The organism is Demequina aurantiaca, from assembly GCF_000975135.1.
Classification (GTDB): Bacteria; Actinomycetota; Actinomycetes; order Actinomycetales; family Demequinaceae; genus Demequina; species Demequina aurantiaca.
Genome location: NZ_BBRF01000002.1, coordinates 309,421 through 332,418, shown reverse-complemented (window position 1 = coordinate 332,418; position 22,998 = coordinate 309,421). Strand labels below are relative to the sequence as shown.

The window sequence follows — 22,998 nt, the reverse complement described above, 5'->3', positions numbered from 1 at the left end:
CCTATGAGCACGACTCCCGCCACCCGGACCGGCGCGCATACCGAAGCGCGTGGGGACAAGGCAGGTGTTGCCGAACCGGTGCGAGATCAGCTGGGCGACATTATTCAACCGGGTTTCGACGACATCGGTGAGCCACTGTCCGCCACAACATTCGTGGTGGTCGACCTCGAGACGACGGGGGGCTCCCCCGCCACCTCTGCCATCACCGAGATCGGCGCGGTTAAGACTCGCGGCGGAGAAATCATTGGTGAGTTTCAGACCTTCGTGGACCCGGGCGGACCCATTCCACCATTCATCATCGCCCTGACCGGCATTACTGACGCCATGGTGATGGCCGCACCCCGCATCGAGGGCGTGCTACCTGCGTTTCTTGAGTTTCTCGGCGACTCAGTCCTCGTGGCACACAACGCGCGATTCGACGTGGGATTCCTCAAGGCGGCATGTCGGGATCACGGCTATGCGTGGCCGGGCAACGAGATTGTCGACACGCTCACGTTGGCCCGTCGCGCCACGACCAAAGAAGAGGCGCCCAACAAGAAATTGGCGACGCTCGCCCGCCTCTTTGGCTCCACGGTAGAGCCCAATCACCGGGCACTGGAGGACGCACGCGCCACGTCGCAGGTGCTCCACGGTCTCTTCGAAAGGCTGGCCGCGTGGGGTATTACCCACCGCGAGGACCTCGACGCGCTGCGCAACCCGGTGCCGGAACACCTACGACGCAAGGCCACGATGGCCGATGCTGTGCCAGCCAAGCCTGGCGTCTACGTATTCCGTGGGCCGCGTGGCGAGCACCTATACGTCGGCACGTCCAAGAACCTGCGCTCACGAGTCAAAACCTACTTCACGCGCGGAGAGCAGCGGCGACGGATGCGCGAGATGCTCGAACTCGCCGTCAGCGTCGAGCCACACGTATGCGCGACCCCACTCGAGGCGGCTGTTCTCGAGGTTCGCATGATTGACCAGTACCGACCGCGATACAACCGCCGCTCCGTACGTCCCGAGCGAACCGTCTGGCTGACGCTGACGGATGAGCGCTACCCGAGGCTCAGTATCACCCGATCCGCCGACGGCAAGGGAACGGTGCTGGGCCCGATGCGCGGAGGCGGCGATGCAAAGCGGGCACTGGAGGCGCTTCAACATGCGTTGCGGTTGCGCACATGCACTCCGCGCCTGACCGTGGTGCCGCGCAAGGGGGCGCGAGCGTGTCTGCTGAAGGACCTCGGGGCGTGCGATGCACCTTGCGTAGAAGGCGCCGATTCCGGCTATGACTCGGTGGTGGTCGCGGCTAGACACGCGATCTCGCAGGACCCCTCTCCCGTGATTGCCGCCCTCGCGGCACAAGTGGCACACCATGCCGAGGCGCTCGACTACGAGCGTGCTGCGGAACTCAGGGACGCCGCGAGTGCGATCGTTGAGGCAGGGATGCGCACCGAGCGGCTTGCGTCATTGAAAAGGGTGAGACTTGTCGCCACGCGGCGGGTAGGAGACTCGTGGGAGCTCGTCTCCGTGGCACACGGGCGCCTCACCGGCAGTGCGCGCGTCACGAGCGGAGTGTGGGACGCCGCGGATGCCCTGCAGTCCACGTGGGACGCTGATGCGGACGGGACGCCCCTCATCGAGGAACAGGAGATGGTTGCTCGGTGGCTCGAACAATCAGGTACCAGACTCCTTCACATCGACGGAGACTGGGCACAGCCCCTCGCTAGCGCGGGCCCTCACCATGCATGGGTTGCCGCACGCCGATCGGATCACGAACTGGTGCTCGACGTGGCGCGGGGCGACTCTCGCATGTTCTAGTCCGCAGTGATGCTGCTCGACCAACCGCAGTCGCAACCATAGCTACTCGAACGACGCCCCTCCGAGGTGCTCCTCGCAGTTGCTAGTTGTTGCTGGCAGTCGCCCACCGCGACAGCACGTCGGCTGCGGCGCCTGTATCAATCGACTGAGTTGCGAACTCGAGGCCTACGAGCATGCGCTCGGCAAAGGTGCCATCGGCCGTTCCCGGGAGTGTCGCGTCTGCAACGATGCCGGCAGCGGCGTTCAACAGCACAGTGTCGCGCACGGCCCCCTTGTCGCCATCCATCACACGGTGCACCACCGAGGCGTTGTATTGAGGGTCGCCGCCCTTGAGGTCGGCGGTCTCAATCGCGGGAAGGCCGAGCTCGGTCACGGCGTTGAGCGTGATCTCGGCAATCTCGCCTCCGCGCACTTCCCAGACGCTCGACGGCGCCGTCGCGGCGAGCTCGTCGAGCCCGTCTCCACCCCGGAATACCAGTCCGTCGCGTCCCTTGCGAGCGAGCACACCGGCAATTACCGGGGCCAGGTCGCGGCTAGAGGCGCCAATGGCCGAGGCCTCGGGCTGGGCGGGGTTCGTGAGCGGTCCCAGGATGTTGAACGTCGTGGCGATGCCCAGTTCCGAACGAATCGGCCCCACATACTTCATCGACGAGTGAAAGACGGGCGCGGGGCAGAACGTGATACCCACCTCGGTCGCGAGTTCCGCGACCCGTTCAGGCGTGGCGTTGAGGTTGATTCCAAGTTCGGAGAGAACGTCCGAGCTTCCTGTAGTGGACGACGCGGCGCGGTTGCCGTGCTTCACCACAGTGAGTCCAGCTCCGGCTGTCACGAGAGAGGCCATCGTGGTGATGTTGACGGTGTTGGCACCGTCTCCGCCGGTACCCACCAGGTCCACCGAACGCACTGGAATGGAGATTCTGACGGCATGCTCCAGCATGGCGTCGACAAGTCCCTCGACTTCTGCCGGCGTCTCACCCTTGACACGCAGTCCCGCGAGGAACGCCGCCATGGGAACCGCGGTCGCCTCACCGGTGAGGATTTGATCCATAATCCATCGGGTGTCGGCGGTCTCCAAGTCCTCGCCACTCACGAGTCGGTTCAAAATATCGCGCCACGATGCCATGACGGGTGCCTCCGTTGGGTCGAGTCGAATGTGCGCGGCTGCTCGGCAGTCGCCTAAGTGAAAGTCAGCCGGCTAGACCGCGGCGGGCGCGAAGAACTCGTCGACGGTATCGCGGACGATGAATGGGTCGAGAGGGTGCGCTACGGCGGCATCGGCCTCGGACCACGTGGCGAGCCAAGCATCACCAGGGCGCCCTACGAGGAGCAGCACCGGTGGGCAGTCGAAGTACTCGTGCTTCATCTGCCGGCAAATTCCCATGCCGCCGGACTTTGCTGCTTCGCCGTCCAAGATCACGAGGTCAAACGTGCCTGCGTCGAGGAAGCCGATCGTTGCATCGTGCGTGGCCGCTTCTGTCCACTCAATAGTGCGGCCGTGCGTGCGAGAACCCACCGCAAAGCGCACCTTCTCACGCACGTTCTTGTCATCCGAGTAGATCAGGATTGTTGCCTTGGCGGTGTTCACCGCTCCGTCATTGTTCTTTGCCACATCGCTCATGTCGCCCATTTTGGCACGAGTTACGCACAATGCACTGCGGGCACACATAGACGCCTGGCATTGGGGCCTGTCGCTGGCACACAAGTCCTCTTATTTACGCAATAATGAACGACATGTCCCAAGCCACGACTAAGCCGTCGCCTATTCACGCGACGCGCCCCAATCAGGTTGCCGTAGGCACCATCGTCTGGCTCAGCTCCGAACTGATGTTCTTTGCTGGCCTTTTTGCGATGTACTTCACACTCCGGGCGCAGGTCCCCGAGGTGTGGGCCGAGGAAACGCAACTCCTGAACGTCCCGTTCGCCATCGCCAACACCACCATCCTGGTGTTGTCCTCGTTTACCGCCCAAGCGGGCGTGTTCGCCGCCGAGCGCTATCAGCGCCGACGTGAGGGCTCAATTTGGCAGTTCAAGAAGTGGGGAATGCACGAGTGGTTCGTGCTGACCTTCATCATGGGCTCCATCTTCATCGGTGGCCAGGTGTTTGAGTACTCGGAGCTGGTGTCGCACGGTCTCACGATCTCCTCGAGCCCGTATGGTTCCGTGTTCTACCTCACTACCGGGTTCCACGGACTTCACGTGCTCGGTGGTCTGATTGCCATGTTGTTCGTGCTTGGACGCTCGTTCGCGGCCCGCAAGTTCGGCAACCATGAGGCGACCACCACCATCGTCGTGTCGTACTACTGGCACTTCGTCGACGTGGTCTGGATTGCCCTGTTCGCCGTGATCTACCTGGTTCAGTAGGGAATGACCATGAAATCTTTAGCCAAAAAGCGGTACCACAAGGCCGCTCCGCTCATGCTGGTACTGCTACTGCTCGCCGCCATCACTGGCGTCGCCGCGGTGACCACCAGCTCCCCCGCCACCGCCGCGACCCAGGTGTCTGAAGACGACGTCGCACAGGGCGAAAAACTCTTCGCAGCCAACTGCGCCACCTGCCACGGCATGGACGCCCAGGGCCAAGAGGATATTGCTCCCTCGCTGGTCGGCGTAGGTGCAGCCGCCGTGGACTTCCAGGTGGGCACCGGCCGCATGCCGATGCAGATGTCCGGACCCCAGGCGCGCGCCAAGGCACCACAGTTTGACCAGGACCAGATCGACCAGCTCGCTGGCTATGTCGCGTCGCTCGGCGCTGGACCCACTGTTCCCACCGCGGAACAGGTCGACGGTTCGCTCGGTGACCCCGCGAATGGCATGGAACTTTTCCGGACCAACTGCGCCATGTGCCACGGCTCAGTCGGTGGTGGTGGAGCACTGACCCAGGGCAAGTACGCGCCTTCGCTGTGGGCCACGACTCCCACTCACATCTACGAGGCGATGCTGACGGGCCCGCAGTCGATGCCGGTGTTCAACAACGCCAACATCTCGTCCGAGGGAAAGCGCGACGTCATCGCGTACCTCGAGGAGCAGCGTCAGCCGTCTCCCGGCGGACTCAAGCTAGGCGCCATTGGCCCCGTTGCTGAAGGCTTCTGGGCTTGGCTGGTCGGAATCGGCCTCATCATCGCCAGCACCGTGTGGGTAGGAGCGCGTTCTTCATGAGCCAGTCAGATCAGAGTCAAGAGACCACGGAACCTGATTCGTTCCAGGATCCGGGTGTCCCGTACCACCGCCCGCGTCTGTCCGACAAGGACCCCAAGGCCGCCAAGCGCGCTGAGCGTCAGGTGGCCGCAATGTTCGGCATCTCGATCCTCGGCACCGTCATCGCCATCTGGGCCTACTTTGGCCTCCACGACATGGGCGAAGACGTTGAGTCGATCCAGCAGACCAACACGGTCATCGGTATCGGTGTCATGCTCGCGATGTTCGGCATCGGCTGGGGCGCCATTCACTGGGCCAAGACGCTCATGCGCGATCACGAAATGGTTGAAGAGCGCCACGAACTGCGCTCGTCGGACGAGAGCCGCGCGGGTGCGATTCAGAACCTCAAGGACGGCGTCGAGGACTCCGGCATTGGGGCATCCAAGGAGGGCGTCCCGCGTCGTGGCCTACTCAAGGGATCACTCATCACCGCGATGCTTGTGGCTCCGCTTGCACTACTCGTGCCCCAGATCGGCAACATGGGCGGCGACTGGAACGTGGGTCTGCTGCGCCACACCATGTGGAAGAAGGGAACCCGCCTAGCGCGTGACCCTGACGGCACCCCCATCAAGGCCTCCGACGTCACTATCGGCTCCGCCTTCCACGTGATCCCCGAGGGACTCAATGAGATGGGTCACGGCAAGCTCGAGGCGAAGGCCAAGGCCATCGTGCTCATGGTTCGCCTTGACCCCCGTGACCTCACGATTCAGCCTGGGCGCGAGGACTGGTCATTTGATGGCATCGTCGCCTATTCCAAGGTATGCACCCACGTCGGTTGCCCGGTTGCTCTTTACGAGCAGCAGACGCACCACCTGCTGTGCCCGTGCCACCAGTCAACTTTCGACGTCTCCGATGGCGCCAAAGTGGTCTTCGGTCCCGCAAAGCGCCCGTTGCCCCAGTTGCCCATCGCCGTAGACGATGAGGGCTACATCATCGCCAAGAGCGACTTTGACGAGCCAGTGGGACCAAGCTACTGGGACCGCCTCAAGACTCCTGACGGCGACTTGACCCCTGAGGAGGGCAGCCACTAATGGGTACCAAGCTCAATAACGCCGCTGCCGGCACGGCCAATTACGTTGACGAGCGCACGTCGATCGGCGGCTTCGTCAAGTTCTTCGCACGCAAGATCTTCCCTGACCACTGGTCATTCATGCTGGGCGAGGTCGCACTGTACTCGTTCATCGTGCTGCTTATCTCAGGTGTCTTCCTGACCGCATTCTTTGTGCCCTCGATGGACATCATCCACTACGACGGCACCTTCCCCACCATGCAGGGCGTGGAGATGTCACGTGCGTTCGCCTCCACGCTCGACACCTCCTTTGAGGTGCCAGGCGGGCTCCTGATGCGTCAGATCCACCACTGGGCGGCGCTGCTCTTCACCGCATCGATCCTGTTCCACATGGCGCGAGTCTTCTTCACCGGAGCATTCCGCAAGCCGCGCGAGATCAACTGGCTCATCGGCTTCACGCTGATGATCATGTCGCTCGCGGCGGGCTTCACGGGCTACTCGCTCCCCGATGACGTTCTCTCCGGCAACGGTCTGCGAATCATCGACGGAATCGTCAAGGCCATTCCGATCATCGGTACGTACATCTCGTACTGGCTGTTCGGTGGTGAGTTCCCCGGTGAGGTGCTAATCCCGAGGCTGTTTACCGCGCACGTGTTGCTGGTGCCAGCGCTCATCCTGGGGTTGATTGCACTGCACCTCTTCCTGGTGTTCCTGCACAAGCACACTCAGTACCCGGGCGGTGGACGGACGCACAAGAATGTTGTGGGTCTTCCGTTGTTCCCCGTGTACACGGCCAAGGCCGGTGGATTCTTCTTCGTCGTGTTCGGTGTCATCGCATTCATGGGTGCGTTCTTCACCATCAACCCGGTGTGGAACTACGGTCCTTACGACCCCTCCCCCGTCTCGGCAGGTACCCAGCCTGACTGGTACATCCTGTTTGTCGACGGCGCACTGCGCATGATGCCTGGCGAGCTATGGGGCTTCCCCTTCGAGTGGGTTATTGGTGGCTACACGCTGTCGATGAACCTGCTGATTCCGGGCCTCATCATGCCTGCCCTGCTCTTTGGCTTCATGGCCTTCTATCCGTGGTTCGAGGCGTGGGCTACCGGCGACCGCGGCGAGAAGCACGTGCTGGACAGGCCCCGCAATGCACCAGTTCGCACCGGAATTGGCGTCGCCGTCATCACGTTCTACGTCATCCTCGTTCTCGAGGGCTCCAATGACATCGTGGCGAACTTGTTCCACCTGTCGCTCAACGACCTCACGATCTTCTTCCGCTTCGCGATCTTCATCCTGCCCGTCGTGGCATTCATGGTGACCAAGCGCTTCTGCCTGGGACTGCAGCGGAAGGACCGCGAGCTCGTGCTTCACGGCAACGAGACCGGCCGCATCGTGCGTCACGAAAACGGCGAGTACATTGAGGTCCACGAGCCGCTCGATGAGCAGGCTCGCTGGATTGCCGTGAACTATGACGACATCGCTCCTAGCGTGGTGGCGCCGTCGCACAACGACCGTGGTGTGGAGCGCAAGGGCCACAAGTTCGACCGGTTCAAGCACCGCCTGTCGCGCTTCTACTTCGAGGACCGCGTGTCACCTGTGACGCCGGCCGAGCTCGAGGAAGCCCAACACCACCACTAGTCACCGCCGTTTCACAAACACGAATGGCCCGCCCGGGAATCTTGGGCGGGCCATTCGTGTTTGACCAGGTAGGACCCTAGTGAGTCGGCTATGCCTCCGCGATGCGCCAAGCGATCTTGGCCGGGCGGGACTAGGCTCGAAGGGTTCCCAGAAAAGCTCCAGTCGGACCCGACTGGACACGACCTAAGGAGACTCAATGGGCGACTACAGCCTTCCAGATCTTTCCTACGACTATGGCGCACTCGATCCGCACATTGCGGGCGAAATCATGGAGTTGCACCACAGCAAGCACCACGCGGCGTACGTCGCGGGCGCGAACACCGCACTCGAAAAGATGGCCGAGGCACGGGACTCCGAGAATTTCGCGACCATCCCTATGCTGGAGAAGAACCTCGCGTTCAACCTCGGCGGTCACGTCAACCACTCCGTCTTCTGGACCAACATGTCGCCCGATGGCGGCGACAAGCCTGTAGGCGACCTCGCCTCCGCAATCGACGAGCACTTTGGCTCGTTCGACGGCTTCCAGGGGCACTTCACGAACACCGCGATGACGATTCAGGGCTCCGGTTGGTCAATTCTGGCCTGGGACACGCTCGGTGAGAAGCTCATCATCGTGCAGCTCTACGACCAGCAGGGCAACTTGCCTATCGGCATCATTCCGCTGCTGATGCTCGACATGTGGGAGCACGCCTTCTACCTGCAGTACCGCAACGTGAAGGCCGACTACGTCAAGGCCTGGTGGAACGTCATCGACTGGGCCAACGTCCAGGCTCGCTTCGCGACCGCCCGCACGCAGGGCGCCGGGCTTATCGCGTAACGTGATGCGCGACGCTTGACAGCACGACTAAGGGGGGCTGGTTCCACATGGAGCCGGCCCCCTTTGTCGCGTCCTGGTGAAGTAGCCGAGCGGTTAAGCTGACTCGGTTTCCACCGCTGGTTCGTCCTTGCGCCATCGTGACCCGCCCAGGCCCACCAGGCGTGCAATGACCACTGCAACGAACAAGGTGCCCAGGACGGCCTCCAGTGAGCCCAGGGAGCGTGCCCAGTCCGACTTGGGGACAATATCTCCGTAACCGAGGGTGGAGATCGTCACATAGCTCCCATAGAACAGGCTCTGCCACGTCACAGGTTCCGCCGATGTCGCATCGATGTAGCTGCCCGCGGCGGCGAACTCGAGTTGGCTGGCGATGACCCCGAAGACCCCGCCGAGAAGCAAATACGCGGAGACCGCGATCAACAACATGTCGATGGTATGCGCGTGGTGGGATGGCTGCAGGAGCCGTCGTATCAGGATCACGAGCAGCATCAACTGGAAGATACCGACTGCTCCCAGCAAGATGACCGTGGCCATCTTCTCGCCCTGATTGAGGGCGAACCACACGGCGGCACCGACTAACAAGATCACACCGGGAACGATCGGCCATCCAGCACGTGGGTGGATGGCGATCTCCCGCGCGCCGTAGAAGATTACTCCGCTGTAGAGCAAGAGGTAGCCGACCGTCCACCATGGTCCATAAGCGGTGACCGGATAGCCGAACTGCAGCAGTACCAGGCATCCAAAGAGCACCCAAAGAGTTCCGCGTTGAGACATACCCACCTCCTGACCAATAACCTAGCGGTCCCGAGCTGTCTAACTGGAGACCGCCACGATTCAGGCGGCCCACTGTGGACCATTGCGGGGCCGGTATGGGGTTGAGCAACGCAAAAAGGCCGGCTCCCTATGGCGCCGGCCCTTTCACTTCAGAGAAGCGCTAGTGCGCGTGCTGTCCGCGCGAGTATTCAAAGACCCAACCGACGATTCCGATCACGAAGATCGCCACGGCCGGGGCCATGATCCACCAGCCCACAGCGAGAGCTAGGAATCCAAGCGCAGCCGATGCTGCAAGCACCAAGGGCCACCAGCTCCAGGGGGCATAGATTCCCTGTTCGCCGACGAGCTCAGCGATCTCGCCATCATTGCGGTCCTCGGGACGCGCGCCGTGACGCTTGTCCAGCATGCGGAAGTAGATTCCGACCATGAGGAAAAGGCCCCCGGTCAGCAGGATGCCGACAAAGCCGACCCACTCATCAAAACTGTTGAAGATTCCGTACAGGATCGCTACCAGGAAGAAGAAGATCGCCGGCAGATTAAAGAGCTTCGCTTCAATGTTCACTGTCTATACCCCTAGCTCACCACTGCATGATCGGCATCGTCGCGTTCAGCCTGGTAGTGATCGATGGCCGCTGCCTCCGGGTGGTGGAGGTCGAACGCGGGACGCTCAGAGCGAATACGCGGGATGGAGGTGAAGTTGTGACGGGGCGGCGGGCAGGACGTCGCCCACTCAAGCGAGTTTCCGAAGCCCCACGGGTCGTCGACCGTTACCTTGGGCGCCTTCTTGTGAGTACGGTACACATTCCACAGGAACGGAAGCGTCGAGATCGCGAGAATGAACGCACCGATGGTCGACACCTGGTTCATACCAGTGAAGCCGTCCTCCGGGAGGTAGTCGACGTAGCGTCGAGCCATGCCCTGCACTCCGGCCCAGTGCTGGATGAGGAACGTGGTGTGGAAGCCGATGAACAACAACCAGAAGTGCAGCTTGCCCAGGCGTTCGTCGAGCATCTTGCCGGTGAACTTTGGCCACCAGAAGTAGAAGCCCGCGAACATCGCGAATACCACGGTGCCGAACACCACGTAGTGGAAGTGAGCCACCACGAAGTACGAGTCGGACACGGGGAAGTCGAGCGGCGGTGCGGACAGAATGACACCGGTCAGTCCACCGAAAAGGAAGGTGATGAGGAAGCCGATCGTCCACAGCATCGGCGTCTCGAATGTCAACTTTCCTCTCCACATGGTGCCAATCCAATTGAAGAATTTCACGCCTGTCGGCACCGCAATCAACATGGTCATGAAGGCGAAGAATGGCAGCAGCACGGCACCGGTGACGTACATGTGGTGCGCCCATACAGTCACGGACAGCGCAGCAATGGCGATGGTCGCATAGACCAGGCCGTGGTACCCGAAGAGCGGCTTACGCGAAAACACCGGGATGATCTCGGTAATGATGCCGAAGAACGGCAGCGCAATGATGTAGACCTCTGGATGCCCAAAGAACCAGAACAGGTGTTGCCACAAGATGGCTCCGCCATTGTCCGGGTTAAAGACCTGCGACCCCAACCGTCTGTCGGAGCCCAGCGCGAGCAATGCGGAGGCCAGAGGGGGGAATGCGATCAGCACGAGCATGGACGTCACGAGGATGTTCCAGGTGAAGATCGGCATACGGAACATCGTCATGCCGGGCGCACGCATCGTGACGATCGTGGTGATGAAGTTCACAGCACCGAGAATGGTACCGAAGCCACCAAGTGCCAGACCGAACACCCACAGGTCTCCGCCTACTCCAGGCGAATACACGGCGTTGCTCAGCGGAGCGTAGGCGAACCAACCAAACGCGGCGGCGCCTTGGGGCGTAAAGAAGCCGGCCGATGCGATGAGTCCACCGAAGAGGTAGAGCCAGTACGCAAACATGTTGACACGCGGAAACGCGACGTCGGGTGCACCAATCTGCAGCGGCATGATGACGTTGGCGAAGCCGGCAAACAGCGGCGTCGCAAACAGCAGCAGCATGATGGTGCCGTGCATGGTAAACAGCTGGTTGTACTGCTCAGCCGACTGCACCACCTGGATACCTGGCTCGAACAGCTCGGCGCGGATGATCAGCGCCATCACACCGCCGATGCAGAAGAAGATAAACGACGTGATCAGGTACATGTACCCGATGGTCTTGTGGTCAGTGGAGGTGATCCACTTGATGAACAAGCGTCCCTTGCTCATGGGTGCCTTGGGTGTGGGCTCGTGGGTTGACGCCGCATCCGCAGCTTCAATGATGTCGGTCGCCATTATTCGTGGGTCTCCTCGTGGTCCTGGGTCATCTTGACGACCTGGTCACGGCTGTATTCCAGACCGATCTGGCCCTCGTAGCCTTCGTCGCGCAGTTCCTGAATGTATGCGTCGTACTCGTCGCGCTCCACCACCTCGACGTTGAACAGCATGGACGCGTGGTACTCGCCGCAAAGCTCAGCACACTTGCCCTTGTACGTGCCCGTCTGAGTGGGAATCACCTGGAAACTGTTGGTGCGGCCGGGAATCGTGTCCTCCTTATAGAGGAACGCCGGAATCCAGAAGGAGTGGATCACGTCACGGGAGTTCAGGATGAACTCGACACGCTCGTTGACGGGCAGGTAGAGCGTGGGGAGAGTCTCCTCGACGCCGGTCTCACCGGTCAGCGTCGCCTGCACGCCTGCGGTGTAGACGTTGTCGTCCACGTAATTGAAGTCCCAACTCCACTGCTTTCCGATCACCTGGATCGTGACATCCGGAGTCTCCGATGTGTCGCGTATCGCGCTGATGTCCTGCGCGGTGAACTTGAACAGCACCCCAATAAGCATCAGCGGTACCACCGTGTACATGAGCTCAAGCGGCACGTTGGCGCGAGTCTGTAGCGGCAGCTTGGAGTCACCCTTGCGCTTGCGGTACACCGCAACGCACCACAGGATGAGACCCCACGTCAGCACACCGACGGCAAGGGCCGCAATCCACGACCCATTCCACAGAGTGATGATGCGACCGGTTTGGTTTGTGACGTCCGGCGTGCTTGGCAGCGCGCCGTTCTCAATACCCTCCACACAGCCTGAGAGCAGGAGCATCACCGCTACTGCACCAGTTGCGCCAAGGGCATAACGAAGTGTTCTGGGACGAGTTACTTTGGACACGCGGTCAGTCTAGCGCGCGATAACGTGAGGGCATGTCAGACACCCGCATGTTTCTGGATGCAAGCGGTTCCGCGCCCCTTACACCCCGCGTCACCGATGCCCTGCGAGTCGGTTTTGCCGACGGTTGGGCTGACCCCAATCGCCTTCACGTCGAATCCCGACGAGCCCGCGCACTCGTGGACGGTGCCCGCGGCGCGATCGCGGATGTGATCGGTACTCAGAGCGAGTATTTGCACTTCACGGCCTCGGTCAGTCTTGGCTTTGAGCGAGTGGTGACTGGCATCTGTTCGGCGCGACGAGGACGCGACCGCATCGTCGCCTCGGCGATTGAACGCGATGCGATGCTTGACGCCGCGACCTTCGCAACCAAAGGCGAGGTTGATCTCGTCCCCGTCGACAGGCTCGGTCACCTCGATCTCGATGCCCTCTCCGCATTCACCAGCGACCCCGCGACCGCGATGGCCGCGGTTCAGCACGCAAATCATGAGGTCGCAACGGTCCAGCGACTAACGGATGTCGCGGCGGTGACTTCACATCACTCGGTGCCATTGGTCGTGGATGCGACCGCCAGCATCGGTCACATCGAATCTCCGCAGCATTGGGATGCCCTCGTGGCGAACCCCGCGGATTGGGGTGGCCCCGCTGGCCTCGGAGTGGTAGCGCTGCGTCCACAGACGCGATGGTTGCAAGCATGGCCCGATGGTGACCCGTGGGCACCTGGCGGCATCTCCGTTCCGCTCGCGCTCGCCGCAGCGGTGGCGCTTCAGGAGCGTGTTGAGGAGCGGGAGCGCACCGCGACGCGTCTCAGTTCGTACATCGACGAGATTCGCACGGCCATCGACGGCCTCGAGGACGTGACCGTCATCGGCGACTCCGAGGAACGACTCCCCCACGTTCTTACTGCCGCGTTCCTCTATCTGGACGGCGAACCGCTCGTGTCGCGTCTCGACCGTGCGGGCATTGCCGTCGGCTCGGGATCCGCTTGTGGGAAGGCGACCTTCGAGCCCAGTCGCGTACTCGAGGTGATGGGAGCGCTGACCCACGGCAACCTCCGCATCGGTTTGCACCCTGGTGTGACTCACGCTGATGTGCGCCGCTTCATCGGCGTCCTGCCGCGAGTGATCGCTGACGTGAAATCCGACATGGGGGTACTGGGCTCGTAGCCCGTCGTGGGCCCGCACATGCAAACGGGCGGCGGGGCCACTTCTGGCCCGCACCGCCCGTCCTGCGTAAGAATCGTCGCGCTTAACTGAAGGAGTCTCCGCACGCGCAGGAACTCGAAGCATTGGGGTTGTCAATCGTGAAGCCCTGCTTCTCGATCGTGTCGGCAAAGTCGATGGTCGCACCGTCAAGATACGGAACCGACATCTTGTCAACGACAACTCCCACGCCGTCAAACTCCATGCGGACGTCACCGTCAAGCGTGCGCTCGTCAAAGTAGAGCTGGTAGATCAGGCCAGAGCAACCACCAGGCTGCACCGCGAGGCGCAGGTTGAGGTCGTCACGGCCTTCTTGCTCCAACAGGCTCTTTACCTTGCTGGCGGCGCCGTCGGTAATGACCACTCCATGCGTGGCGTTCTCGGTCGCGGTATCAGTCATATGCCGCTCCTCTCTGATAGGTCTGTAGGTAATAGCGTACGCCGTGTTGCGGATATTCCAAGCATTCCGGAGAAACTCAGTACAACTGGTTGACGCACCGTCAGTCGAGCCGCGTCCAGGTCTGTGCGACGCGACGAATCTGATCCCCAAGCGCGTTCTCGCCGTGCCCCGCCTCATAGGCGGCAGCGACTCCAGCAGCCATAAGGTCACGCTTTCCGACGTGAACTTCCGGGGCAACAGCAACGACTGGAACGGCGGCGGCCGATGCTGTCCGGGCCAATGAGCTGGCGACTCCATGGTCGAGGGTCGTGGGGGTCAGCGTGGGGGCCAGGGCCACCACCACGGTCACGTCGTCACCGATGGCCGCCGTTACCCCCACGGCGTCCATGAGGTATCCGGCGGCGTCGGTCACCAGTCGCCCTCCGACAGCGGCAAGGCAGTACGCAAGCCCCGTCGCGGCTCCGGTGCCCGCCTGATCGGACAGCCTGTTCGCACCGAGCAGCATGGGCCGTGATACCTCTGCATCGATCTCACGGGCGATGGCAGTCCAGCGTTCCTCCTGCGCCTGAGCCGCGACGGACACTGCTGCATCGGACTCGCGTCCGTCGCGCAGCGCCGAGCTCATGCCGTGAAAACCCAGCAGCGGTCGATCTGTAGTGGTCAGCACCACGATGTCCAGCACATCGAGCGTTGATCGCATTGCGGCGACGTTTTGCGCCAACGACGCTCCTACGCCCCACAAGCCGGTGGCGTCCCCCGCACAGTCTCCATTGCCGACGGGAACCACCACCGTCTGGCGTCTGCCCCCACGACGAGCCTCGGCTGCTAGACCCATGAGCCCCGACGCGAGATCGAGCGGGTTCCAGCGCGTCTCGGTACCCCGAGGTGCGGCCATCACAGCACCACCGTCGAGGGTCGCATCCCAGGCGACCAGCTCGACTCCGCCCACGCGGGAACGAGACCCCGCTACAGCATCGGCCGAACGTGGTCCGCCGTCCCCGATCGCGAAGGCATGGACATCGACGTGAGGGGCGGCCGTACCCCAGGCCAGCAGCGAAATCTCCTGTGCCGAATCCGCGGGAACCGAAAAGGGTCCGTTCCCATCCCATTCTTGGCACACCATCACTACACGCATGGACACTAGTGTGCCCTGCGGATCGTGACACAATGGACGAATGACTTCGACGTTCACCGAACCGTCCGATTCGCCGGCGCTGCTGCTCCTCGGAGGCCGCCGCGATCCGATGTCCGAGCGCGGCGTGGACTGCCCTGGAGACCTGCCTGAGCCGTCCGACCCGAACCTGGTGGCGCGCGCAACCGCGGCCAAGGAGGCACTCGGCGAACGCGTATTCGTCCTCGGCCACCACTATCAGCGTGACGAAGTCATCCAGTTCGCCGACGTGACCGGTGACTCCTTCAAACTCGCGCGCGACGCGGCTGCTCGCCCCGCAGCCGAATTCATCGTCTTCTGTGGCGTGCACTTCATGGCCGAAAGCGCGGACGTACTCACCGACTCGTCACAGGCGGTGATCCTGCCCGACATGGCGGCCGGCTGCTCAATGGCGGATATGGCGAACATCAACCAGGTCGAGGACGCGTGGGAGCAACTCGCTGAGGCGGGCGTGGCCGAACAGACCGTGCCCGTGACCTATATGAACTCGACCGCGGCGATCAAGGCATTCTGTGGTCGCAACGGCGGCGTGGTCTGCACGTCCTCGAATGCCGAAGTCGCGATGCGTTGGGCCTTCGACCAGGTCGGCGGAGTAGATGGCACCGGCAAGGTGCTGTTCATGCCAGATCAGCACCTGGGGCGCAATACTGCAGTCCTGCAACTGGGACTCAGCCTCGAGGACTGCGTGGTCTACGATCCCCGCAAGCCACTTGGCGGCAACACCGCCGAGGAGCTCGCCGCCGCTCGGGTCATCCTGTGGAAGGGCCACTGCTCCGTGCACGGCCGCTTCCGCAAGACCAACGTCGACGCAGCTCGCGAGCAGGTGCCCGGCATCAACGTGCTGGTTCACCCCGAGTGCACCCACGAGGTAGTCACGAGCGCGGACTACGTGGGCTCCACCGAGTTCATTATCAAGACACTCGACGCAGCCGAGCCCGGCTCCGCATGGGTGATCGGCACCGAACTCAACCTGGTGCGTCGCCTCGCGAACGCCCACCCGGACAAGCAGATCATGTTCCTCGAAGACACTGTGTGCTTCTGCTCCACCATGAACCGCATCGATCTTCCACACCTGGTGTGGGCGCTTGAGTCACTGGTCGCCGGAGACGTGCCCAACCAGGTCACCGTGGACGCTCAGACACAGGAGCAGGCTAAGGTCGCGCTAGACCGCATGCTCGCCCTGCCCGCTAAAGACGCGGCCAAGGACTAAGACTTCAGCCCAAGCGCCTCGTGGCGCGTGATGTGATTTAAGGAAATGATGAGCAAGAACAACGACAAGTCCGTGCCCGCGCCCGCCGAGCCCACCATCGCGCCGGCTGAGTCCACGGGTGAAGCTGAGACCGACGCGACAGCGGCGGCCAAGAAGGGCCGCCCCACGCCCACGCGCAAGGAGCAGGAGGCCAAGAATCAGCGCGGCCTCATCATCGACCCCAAGGCTGGCGCCAAGGAGCGCAAGGCGAAGGTCCGCGCCGAGCGCGAGATGCAGTACCAGGCCATGCGCAGCGGCGACGAGCGCAATATGCCGCTCGAGCACCGCGGACCCGAGCGGCGCTTCCTGCGCGACTTTGTGGACGCCCGCACCTCCATTGGCGAGTTCTTGCTGCCCATGTCGATCGTTTTTGTCATCGGCTCGCTGTTTCTCAACAACGCGGCACTCGGCGGCTCGCTGATCCTGGTCTTCTACGTCATCGTGCTCGCCGCGGCGGTCGACACGTGGCTCATGACTCGGCGCCTGAAGAAGCACTTCATCACCAAGTTTGGTGCTGGCAAGTTACCGCGTGGCTGGGTGTTCTATGTGATCTCGCGTCACTTCAACCTGCGCCGCTTCCGCGTGCCCCGCCCTAAGGTCAAGCGCGGCGAGTTCCCCGTCTAACTCCTAGTTCCGCGCGCCACTCATCGATGCGCGGAATAGCCGTTTCACCCAGCGCGTAAGGTTTTCTGCCCTCGCCGCTCCGGCGCTGGTTAGTGTGAAGGTATGACTGAATATCGCTACCTGGGCAACTCCGGCCTCAAAATCACGGAGCTCACCTACGGCAACTGGCTGACGCACGCGTCACAGGTCGCCAACGAGCAGGCCGCGGCCTGCGTCAAGGCCGCGCTCGACGTCGGCATCACGTCGTTCGACACTGCCGACACGTACGCGAACACGGCTGCCGAAACCGTTCTGGGCGACATCCTCAAGGGTGAGCGGCGCGAGGGACTCGAGGTCTTTACCAAGGTCTATTGGCCCACTGGCCCCAAGGGTCCCAATGACACCGGCCTGTCGCGCAAGCACATTATGGAGTCGATCAATGGGTCGCTGACGCGGCTGCAGACCGACTACGTCGACCTCTACCAGGCGCACCGCTACGACACCGAAACTCCCCTCGAAGAGACCATGACCGCGTTCGCGGACGTGGTCCGACAGGGCAAGGCGTTGTACATCGGAGTCAGCGAGTGGACCGGCGAGCAAATCCGTGCCGGCGCCGCGCTCGCCAAGGAACTCAACATCCAGCTAATCTCGAGCCAGCCCCAGTACTCGATGCTGTGGCGCGTGATCGAAGACGAGGTTGTCCCCGCCTCGGAGGAGTCGGGTCTCTCGCAGATTGTCTGGTCCCCCGTCGCCCAAGGTGTGCTCACCGGCAAGTACAAGCCGGGTCAGCCCGCTCCCGAGGGTTCACGCGGCACCGACGATAAGGGCGGTAAGGACATGATCAGCCGCTTCCTCGGCAACGACGAGCTACTGACGCGCGTGCAAAAACTGCAACCCATCGCTGACGAACTGGACCTGTCGATGGCCCAGCTCGCCGTGGCCTGGGTGCTACAGAACTCGAATGTGGCAGCGGCCATCATCGGCGCGTCACGTCCCGAGCAGGTATACGAGAACGCCAAGGCATCGGGCGTCACCATCCCGGACGAACTCATGACCCGCATCGACGACGCCCTGGGCGATGCCGTGGTGCGCGACCCCGGAATGACCGTCAAGACCAGTCCGCAGACCCGGCCGGTGTAGCCGTCAACAGCAGCATTGAACACAGAAGGGCCCCGCGACCGTCCAGGATCGCGGGGCCCTTCTACTTGTTTCAAAGGAGAAAACAATGATCGTGCGCCTGGCAGGTACGCACACTTGGATAACGGGCGAGATTCGGTACTAGTTCCCGATATTCAAAGTATCTTTTCAGGAAGGTTTGGCGCCGTCTCGGGCAATGTCCAGTAGCCGTCTGACCGCGTCGTGACGAGGCGCACGCGGGTCCCACACCGCCACGATTGGACGCGGAAAGGTGAGGTCCTCGGTCTCCACGCGGGTGAGTCGGCCTGCGGCCAAGTCATCCGCAACAGCCAGTCCGCTGAGTACCGCGACTCCCCCGCCGGCCATCACCGTCGACCGGATCGCGAGTGCCGTGGGTAACTCTGCTGCGGGTTCCACGATGGTCAAGCCCTCGGCTGCGAGGCGCACGCGGCGCTCGAGTGTGGTCCGAGTTCCGGATCCGCGCTCTCGGCTGATGAGTGGGGTGGCGGCGAGTTCTTCGACTGTCACCGCATCGCGCGACGCCCATGCGTGGGTATTACCCACGACGACGACCAGTTCGTCGCTGGCAACGATCATAGAATCAAGATCCTCGGGCACGTCGGGAGTCTCAATGAAGCCGATGGAGTACTTGCCGTCCCTTACACCCGCAATCACCCCGGCACTGTTGGCTGCGGATAGTTCGAGGCGCGCCGGGTCGCCAGTCGCCGCAAATCTGGTCAGCCACAAGGGCATGAGGTGCTCCGCGACCGTAAGGCTAGCGGCCACGCGCACGTGGGACTGCGCATCCTTCTTGAGTGCGTCTACCGCGGACTCGAATGACGCAGACCTGCTCAGTAGGTCGTGGGCCCACTCGGCGATCACGACGCCCTCGGGGGTCAATGTCGTCCCGCGAGTCGACCGCTCGAACAAGCGCAAACCCCACTGGGACTCCAGCGCCCGCATACGCGCGGACACGCCCTGCTGAGAGACCCCCAGGACATCTGCCGCAGCACTCAGTGAGCCGTGCTCATGCACGGCTACCAGCATGCGCAGCGGAGCGAGCTCTGTCGGCTGACGGGTCATGGGAGGCACCTGAACATAGATACAACATTAACTTGTATCCCGACAAATGGGAGCCCCTACCGAGAATGCATCGCGAGGCACACAATCGAAACGTGACGACGACAACTTTCCCCCCGACAGACTTCGCTACCGGCACTGCATCACGATTGCGCGGCGCCGCTGACGTGGTGAGCGCACGCTTTTCTCCGTCGTGGTTCACGCCTGTGATGGGTACGTCGATCATTGCGGTCGCACTCATGACCTTGCCCGTCGGAAATTCGGCAACCCACGCGATCGCTGCCCTCGTATGGGTGCTGGGAGCAACGGTCATGATCGCCGCTACTTCTGCCGGGATTCTCCAGGCAGTGCGCCACCCGCACCTCGCCGCTCGCCACCACCTTGACCCCGTGCGTGCGCATTCCTACGGAGCACCGGCCATGGGGATCATGTCGGTAGGTGCCGGGGCCTATCTCGCAGGGGGGCAGTTCCTTCCCGATCCGGTCGCACTTGGCGTCTTCGTTGTGCTGTGGACGGTGGGTACCGCCATCGGACTCGCCTCTGCCACTGTCATTCCGTACCTCATGTTCACTCGGCACACGTTTGAATCGGACGGCGCTTTTGGTGGCTGGCTGATGCCCGTGGTTGCGCCCATGGTGTCCGCATCCACGGGGGCGCTTCTCATCGAACACGTCGGGGCGGGGCAACCAAGGCTGACGTTCACCCTGGCGCTCGGCGCAATGTTCGGTGCCAGCCTCATCGCGTCGATCATCCTCACGACGCAATTGTGGAGCCGAATGATGCACAAGTCGGTGCCCGCAGCAGCGATTGTCCCCACTGCGTGGATCGTGCTTGGCTTCCTCGGCCAGTCCACCACGGCGACAAACCTGCTGGCTGACCACACGGGAACGGTCGTGGGGCCTGCCGCCGCCGCAGCCGCTCCCAAGCTAGCCGTCGCCTATGGCGTTCCCACGATGGGCTTCGCGATGATGTGGCTGGTGATCGTGGTCCTGCTCACTCGTCACGCTCTGCGCCGCGGAATGCCGTTCACCATGTCGTGGTGGTCGTTTACCTTCCCCGTGGGCACCTGTGTGACCGGGGCTTCCGGGCTGGCTGCTCACACGGGTTCCACTGCACTGGCAGGACTTGCCATGGCACTTTTCGCCCTGCTTGTCGCCGGCTGGGCAGTGACCGCGCGCCGCACCTTCGTCAGGGCGCAGTCTCACGTCGCCGCTGCGTGGGCTACCGCGTAAGTTCGGCGTTCAGCCGTGCAACCCACCCGGGGCCGTTGTAGACAAAGCCCGTGTAGGTCTGTAGCAGATTCGCACCCGCCGCGAGAAGCGCTCGTGCGTCGTCGACCGAGTCGATTCCGCCCACTCCGATGATGGTCATCTCTCCACCCACGCGAGCGCGCAGACGTGTCACGACGTCAAGTGCTCGTGAATGCACCGGGGGGCCCGACAGCCCTCCTGGACCGCGATCGTGAGCGATGGTCGTATTGGTCGCGACAATGCCGTCCAACCCCAGCTCCCCAGCAAGGTCAGCCACGGCATCCACATCCTCGTCGGCAAGGTCCGGCGCAATCTTCACCAGCAGGGGCACCCGCTTGCCCACGTCCTCCATGGCGGCCTGCACGGCCACCAGGATAGGGTGCAGGGCCTCGGTGGACTGGAGATCGCGCAGCCCAGGCGTATTGGGCGAACTCACATTGACCACCATGTAGTCGGCGTACGGAGCGAGAACCCGCGCCGAGTACGCATAGTCAGCCGCAGCATCGGCGGCGGGGGTGGCCTTCGTCTTGCCGATGTTGACGCCCATGATCACCTTGGCGCCCTCAGGCGAGGCCCGCATCACGGATAGCCGCTCGGCGACAGCATCCGCGCCATCGTTGTTAAAGCCCATTTGGTTGCGCAGGCCGCGCACGTCCAGCTCGCGCCATGAGCGCGGCTTGGGATTGCCCGGCTGCGCACGTGCCGTGACGGTGCCTATCTCGACAAACCCGAAGCCGGCAGCCGCGAGACCGCGGACAGATTCACCATTCTTATCCATGCCGGCGGCCAGGCCGAGCGGGGCAGGGAACGTGATTCCCATCACGGTCACTGCACCGCTAGGGTCCGGTTGGTCCAGCACCCCGGTGGCACGCGCGGCGCGAAACCCCACGTATCCGTAGTGGAACGCGTTGACGCCGAGCCGGTGAGCGCTCTCGGCATCGAGCTTGGAAATGACGTGGCGATAGAGAGACGAGTACACGCCTCCAACCTAGCGGGGGTTAGGCTCGTTTCATGACCTCAATACACGCAACAAGCGACAATCTATCGACGCTCACCGCGGACGCCCTCATCCTGGGCGTTACTGCGGACGGAGCAATCTCGCCCCATGGCCAGCTGGACGACGAAGCCCTCGCAACGCTCTCCGAGCTCGCGGGCAAGCTCGACGCCTCGGGCAAGGTGGGCGCGACCACCGTCCTTCCGGGCGTGGGCCTGGCGGCTAAGCGGGTGGTGCTAGTGGGCCTAGGCGACGGCACGCCTACCGACCTACGGCTTGCGGCAGGTAGCGCCGCGCGTGAATGCGGCAAGGAGCCCTCGACAGTCGTCATCGCGATTGAGGCAGACGACGACGGCATCGCGGCGTTCGCGGTGGGCGCGCTGCTCGGCGCTTACCGCTTCACCGATTACAAGTCCGATGCAGTGATGGATGACGACGCCACCGATGAGGACACCGGAACGGCCTGGCTTGTCGCTGGCGCCTCCGCGGACACTCTCAAGCGCGCAAGCATCATCGCGGGCGCCGTTGCCGGCACCCGCGACCTCGTCAACACTCCCCCACTAGATCTCTTCCCCGGCTCATTCGCGGAGATCGCGGAGGGGTATGCCGGCGCGATGGGAGTCGAGGCCACCGTTTTCGACGTCCAGCAGCTCGCCGAGGAGGGCTTCAATGGCATCCTCGCCGTAGGCATGGGTTCGGCTCGACTGCCGCGCTTGGTGCGTCTCGAATGGAAGCCTGAGGGCGCGAAGCAGACCGTCGCGCTCGTGGGCAAGGGAATCACCTTTGATTCTGGTGGAATCTCGCTCAAGCCGCCAAAGTCGATGGAGACCATGAAGTCCGACATGGCGGGTGCGGCCGCCGTCATGCACACGGTGCTTGGTGCCGCGCAGGCAAACCTGCAGATCGGTGTTGTCGGTTGGCTGTGCCTCGCCGAGAACATGCCCTCCGCCACCGCTCAGCGCCCGTCCGACGTCATCCGCATGTACGGCGGCAAGACGGTTGAGGTTCTCAACACCGACGCCGAGGGCCGCCTGGTCTTGGCAGACGGCCTGGTGCGGGCCATCGAGGAGAACCCCGACGTCGTTCTGGACATCGCGACACTGACGGGCGCACAGGGCGTCGCACTCGGAACCCAGACGTCCGGCGTCATGGGCGTCGACGAGATTCGTGCCGAGGTCGTCGCCGCCGCCGATGCGGTATCCGAGCCCATGTGGCCGATGCCGCTCCCGCAGCACCTCCTCAAGCAGCTCGAATCAAAGGTCGCAGACCTGCAGAACATTGCGGGCCCCGCGGGTGGCATGCTGTCCGCCGGCGTGTTCCTGCAGCAATTTGTGGGCGACGCCAAGTGGGCTCACCTGGACATCGCGCGTCCCGCATACAACGAGGCGTCCGCGCACGGCTTCACGCCGTCTGGCGGCACTGGCGCCGGTGTGCGCACGCTCCTGCAGTTCCTGGAGAACCGCGCCAACGCCTAGGTTCCGCTCGTCAACGCCCGCTCCGGCCGATGCTGGGGCGGGCGTTTGC

22 protein-coding genes are annotated in these 22,998 nt (G+C 62.9%); 12 read left to right on the top strand and 10 right to left on the bottom strand.

Annotation, left to right across the window (positions count from 1 at the left end; genetic code table 11):
- The first annotated feature begins 3 nt into the window (after positions 1–3).
- Positions 4–1,797, top strand: coding sequence for a DEDD exonuclease domain-containing protein (locus tag AOP73_RS09995; protein WP_084626789.1), 1,794 nt, complete (start codon positions 4–6; stop codon positions 1,795–1,797).
- 82 nt (positions 1,798–1,879) lie between these two features.
- Here the strand turns inward: AOP73_RS09995 and trpD are convergent, their stop codons facing one another.
- Positions 1,880–2,920: an anthranilate phosphoribosyltransferase gene (gene trpD, locus AOP73_RS09990; protein ID WP_061965521.1), complete on the bottom strand. Its 1,041-nt coding sequence runs from the start codon at positions 2,918–2,920 to the stop codon at positions 1,880–1,882.
- A 72-nt stretch (positions 2,921–2,992) separates the two neighbouring features.
- On the bottom strand, positions 2,993–3,415 hold the full coding sequence (locus tag AOP73_RS09985) for a response regulator (RefSeq protein WP_061965718.1): 423 nt from the start codon (positions 3,413–3,415) through the stop codon (positions 2,993–2,995).
- 113 nt (positions 3,416–3,528) lie between these two features.
- Here AOP73_RS09985 and ctaE point away from each other — a divergent pair, with 113 nt between their 5' ends.
- The 5 genes from ctaE to AOP73_RS09960 all read left to right on the top strand — a co-directional run bounded on the left by ctaE (position 3,529) and on the right by AOP73_RS09960 (position 8,456).
- A complete protein-coding gene (ctaE, locus tag AOP73_RS09980; RefSeq protein ID WP_061965519.1) occupies positions 3,529–4,158 on the top strand; it encodes an aa3-type cytochrome oxidase subunit III in 630 nt (209 codons plus the stop codon).
- A 9-nt stretch (positions 4,159–4,167) separates the two neighbouring features.
- Positions 4,168–4,953, top strand: coding sequence for a cytochrome bc1 complex diheme cytochrome c subunit (gene qcrC, locus AOP73_RS09975; RefSeq protein WP_061965517.1), 786 nt, complete (start codon positions 4,168–4,170; stop codon positions 4,951–4,953).
- The gene (qcrA, locus tag AOP73_RS09970) at positions 4,950–6,023 is read left to right on the top strand and encodes a cytochrome bc1 complex Rieske iron-sulfur subunit (protein ID WP_061965515.1); all 1,074 of its coding nucleotides are present in this window, start codon (positions 4,950–4,952) and stop codon (positions 6,021–6,023) included. Before qcrC ends, qcrA begins: the two co-directional genes overlap by 4 nt.
- Complete coding sequence (gene qcrB / locus AOP73_RS09965) at positions 6,023–7,639, top strand: cytochrome bc1 complex cytochrome b subunit (RefSeq protein ID WP_061965513.1); 1,617 nt, start codon at positions 6,023–6,025, stop codon at positions 7,637–7,639. The genes qcrA and qcrB overlap by 1 nt, the downstream gene beginning before the upstream one ends.
- Before the next feature lie 196 nt (positions 7,640–7,835).
- The gene (locus AOP73_RS09960; protein ID WP_061965511.1) at positions 7,836–8,456 is read left to right on the top strand and encodes a superoxide dismutase; all 621 of its coding nucleotides are present in this window, start codon (positions 7,836–7,838) and stop codon (positions 8,454–8,456) included.
- A gap of 93 nt (positions 8,457–8,549) precedes the next feature.
- On the opposite strand, the gene AOP73_RS09955 is transcribed toward AOP73_RS09960, so the two are convergent.
- The 4 genes from AOP73_RS09955 to ctaC all read right to left on the bottom strand — a co-directional run bounded on the left by AOP73_RS09955 (position 8,550) and on the right by ctaC (position 12,391).
- On the bottom strand, positions 8,550–9,230 hold the full coding sequence (locus AOP73_RS09955; RefSeq protein WP_061965508.1) for a potassium channel family protein: 681 nt from the start codon (positions 9,228–9,230) through the stop codon (positions 8,550–8,552).
- 160 nt (positions 9,231–9,390) lie between these two features.
- Positions 9,391–9,792, bottom strand: a complete 402-nt coding sequence (locus AOP73_RS09950) for a cytochrome c oxidase subunit 4 (RefSeq protein WP_061965505.1) — start codon at positions 9,790–9,792, stop codon at positions 9,391–9,393.
- 11 nt (positions 9,793–9,803) lie between these two features.
- On the bottom strand, positions 9,804–11,453 hold the full coding sequence (gene ctaD / locus AOP73_RS09945; RefSeq protein WP_061965716.1) for an aa3-type cytochrome oxidase subunit I: 1,650 nt from the start codon (positions 11,451–11,453) through the stop codon (positions 9,804–9,806).
- A 65-nt stretch (positions 11,454–11,518) separates the two neighbouring features.
- Positions 11,519–12,391: an aa3-type cytochrome oxidase subunit II gene (ctaC, locus tag AOP73_RS09940; RefSeq protein WP_061965503.1), complete on the bottom strand. Its 873-nt coding sequence runs from the start codon at positions 12,389–12,391 to the stop codon at positions 11,519–11,521.
- A gap of 32 nt (positions 12,392–12,423) precedes the next feature.
- On the opposite strand from ctaC, the gene AOP73_RS09935 reads away from it, so the two are divergent.
- On the top strand, positions 12,424–13,554 hold the full coding sequence (locus AOP73_RS09935; RefSeq protein ID WP_061965501.1) for a cysteine desulfurase family protein: 1,131 nt from the start codon (positions 12,424–12,426) through the stop codon (positions 13,552–13,554).
- An 82-nt stretch (positions 13,555–13,636) separates the two neighbouring features.
- Here the strand turns inward: AOP73_RS09935 and erpA are convergent, their stop codons facing one another.
- Together erpA and AOP73_RS09925 are read right to left on the bottom strand one after the other, a co-directional pair.
- Positions 13,637–13,990 (bottom strand): iron-sulfur cluster insertion protein ErpA, encoded by a 354-nt coding sequence (gene erpA / locus AOP73_RS09930; protein ID WP_061965499.1) that lies wholly within the window; start codon positions 13,988–13,990, stop codon positions 13,637–13,639.
- Positions 13,991–14,090: 100 nt separating this feature from the next.
- Positions 14,091–15,125 (bottom strand): glycerate kinase, encoded by a 1,035-nt coding sequence (locus AOP73_RS09925; RefSeq protein ID WP_152650629.1) that lies wholly within the window; start codon positions 15,123–15,125, stop codon positions 14,091–14,093.
- Positions 15,126–15,165: 40 nt separating this feature from the next.
- Between AOP73_RS09925 and nadA the strand changes: the two genes are divergently transcribed.
- The 3 genes from nadA to AOP73_RS09910 all read left to right on the top strand — a co-directional run bounded on the left by nadA (position 15,166) and on the right by AOP73_RS09910 (position 18,153).
- Complete coding sequence (gene nadA, locus AOP73_RS09920) at positions 15,166–16,371, top strand: quinolinate synthase NadA (RefSeq protein WP_061965495.1); 1,206 nt, start codon at positions 15,166–15,168, stop codon at positions 16,369–16,371.
- A 48-nt stretch (positions 16,372–16,419) separates the two neighbouring features.
- Positions 16,420–17,034 (top strand): DUF3043 domain-containing protein, encoded by a 615-nt coding sequence (locus tag AOP73_RS09915; RefSeq protein ID WP_061965493.1) that lies wholly within the window; start codon positions 16,420–16,422, stop codon positions 17,032–17,034.
- 102 nt (positions 17,035–17,136) lie between these two features.
- On the top strand, positions 17,137–18,153 hold the full coding sequence (locus AOP73_RS09910; protein WP_061965490.1) for an aldo/keto reductase family protein: 1,017 nt from the start codon (positions 17,137–17,139) through the stop codon (positions 18,151–18,153).
- Positions 18,154–18,318: 165 nt separating this feature from the next.
- On the opposite strand, the gene AOP73_RS09905 is transcribed toward AOP73_RS09910, so the two are convergent.
- Positions 18,319–19,233, bottom strand: coding sequence for a LysR family transcriptional regulator (locus tag AOP73_RS09905; protein WP_061965488.1), 915 nt, complete (start codon positions 19,231–19,233; stop codon positions 18,319–18,321).
- A 92-nt stretch (positions 19,234–19,325) separates the two neighbouring features.
- Here AOP73_RS09905 and AOP73_RS09900 point away from each other — a divergent pair, with 92 nt between their 5' ends.
- Positions 19,326–20,462: a TDT family transporter gene (locus AOP73_RS09900; protein ID WP_160295468.1), complete on the top strand. Its 1,137-nt coding sequence runs from the start codon at positions 19,326–19,328 to the stop codon at positions 20,460–20,462.
- Here AOP73_RS09900 and AOP73_RS09895 read toward each other — a convergent pair.
- Positions 20,452–21,459: a quinone-dependent dihydroorotate dehydrogenase gene (locus AOP73_RS09895; RefSeq protein WP_061965484.1), complete on the bottom strand. Its 1,008-nt coding sequence runs from the start codon at positions 21,457–21,459 to the stop codon at positions 20,452–20,454. The two genes, AOP73_RS09900 and AOP73_RS09895, sit on opposite strands and share 11 nt — an antisense overlap.
- A 32-nt stretch (positions 21,460–21,491) precedes the next feature.
- Here AOP73_RS09895 and AOP73_RS09890 point away from each other — a divergent pair, with 32 nt between their 5' ends.
- On the top strand, positions 21,492–22,949 hold the full coding sequence (locus tag AOP73_RS09890; RefSeq protein WP_061965482.1) for a leucyl aminopeptidase: 1,458 nt from the start codon (positions 21,492–21,494) through the stop codon (positions 22,947–22,949).
- The last annotated feature ends 49 nt before the right edge of the window (positions 22,950–22,998 follow it).

Coding starts and splice junctions, on each gene's coding strand:
- AOP73_RS09995 (WP_084626789.1), top strand. CDS start 4: ATGAGCACGACTCCCGCCACCCGGACCGGCGCGCATACCGAAGCGCGT.
- trpD (WP_061965521.1), bottom strand. CDS start 2,920: ATGGCATCGTGGCGCGATATTTTGAACCGACTCGTGAGTGGCGAGGAC.
- AOP73_RS09985 (WP_061965718.1), bottom strand. CDS start 3,415: ATGAGCGATGTGGCAAAGAACAATGACGGAGCGGTGAACACCGCCAAG.
- ctaE (WP_061965519.1), top strand. CDS start 3,529: ATGTCCCAAGCCACGACTAAGCCGTCGCCTATTCACGCGACGCGCCCC.
- qcrC (WP_061965517.1), top strand. CDS start 4,168: ATGAAATCTTTAGCCAAAAAGCGGTACCACAAGGCCGCTCCGCTCATG.
- qcrA (WP_061965515.1), top strand. CDS start 4,950: ATGAGCCAGTCAGATCAGAGTCAAGAGACCACGGAACCTGATTCGTTC.
- qcrB (WP_061965513.1), top strand. CDS start 6,023: ATGGGTACCAAGCTCAATAACGCCGCTGCCGGCACGGCCAATTACGTT.
- AOP73_RS09960 (WP_061965511.1), top strand. CDS start 7,836: ATGGGCGACTACAGCCTTCCAGATCTTTCCTACGACTATGGCGCACTC.
- AOP73_RS09955 (WP_061965508.1), bottom strand. CDS start 9,230: ATGTCTCAACGCGGAACTCTTTGGGTGCTCTTTGGATGCCTGGTACTG.
- ctaD (WP_061965716.1), bottom strand. CDS start 11,453: ATGAGCAAGGGACGCTTGTTCATCAAGTGGATCACCTCCACTGACCAC.
- AOP73_RS09935 (WP_061965501.1), top strand. CDS start 12,424: ATGTCAGACACCCGCATGTTTCTGGATGCAAGCGGTTCCGCGCCCCTT.
- erpA (WP_061965499.1), bottom strand. CDS start 13,990: ATGACTGATACCGCGACCGAGAACGCCACGCATGGAGTGGTCATTACC.
- AOP73_RS09925 (WP_152650629.1), bottom strand. CDS start 15,125: ATGCGTGTAGTGATGGTGTGCCAAGAATGGGATGGGAACGGACCCTTT.
- nadA (WP_061965495.1), top strand. CDS start 15,166: ATGACTTCGACGTTCACCGAACCGTCCGATTCGCCGGCGCTGCTGCTC.
- AOP73_RS09915 (WP_061965493.1), top strand. CDS start 16,420: ATGAGCAAGAACAACGACAAGTCCGTGCCCGCGCCCGCCGAGCCCACC.
- AOP73_RS09910 (WP_061965490.1), top strand. CDS start 17,137: ATGACTGAATATCGCTACCTGGGCAACTCCGGCCTCAAAATCACGGAG.
- AOP73_RS09905 (WP_061965488.1), bottom strand. CDS start 19,233: ATGACCCGTCAGCCGACAGAGCTCGCTCCGCTGCGCATGCTGGTAGCC.
- AOP73_RS09890 (WP_061965482.1), top strand. CDS start 21,492: ATGACCTCAATACACGCAACAAGCGACAATCTATCGACGCTCACCGCG.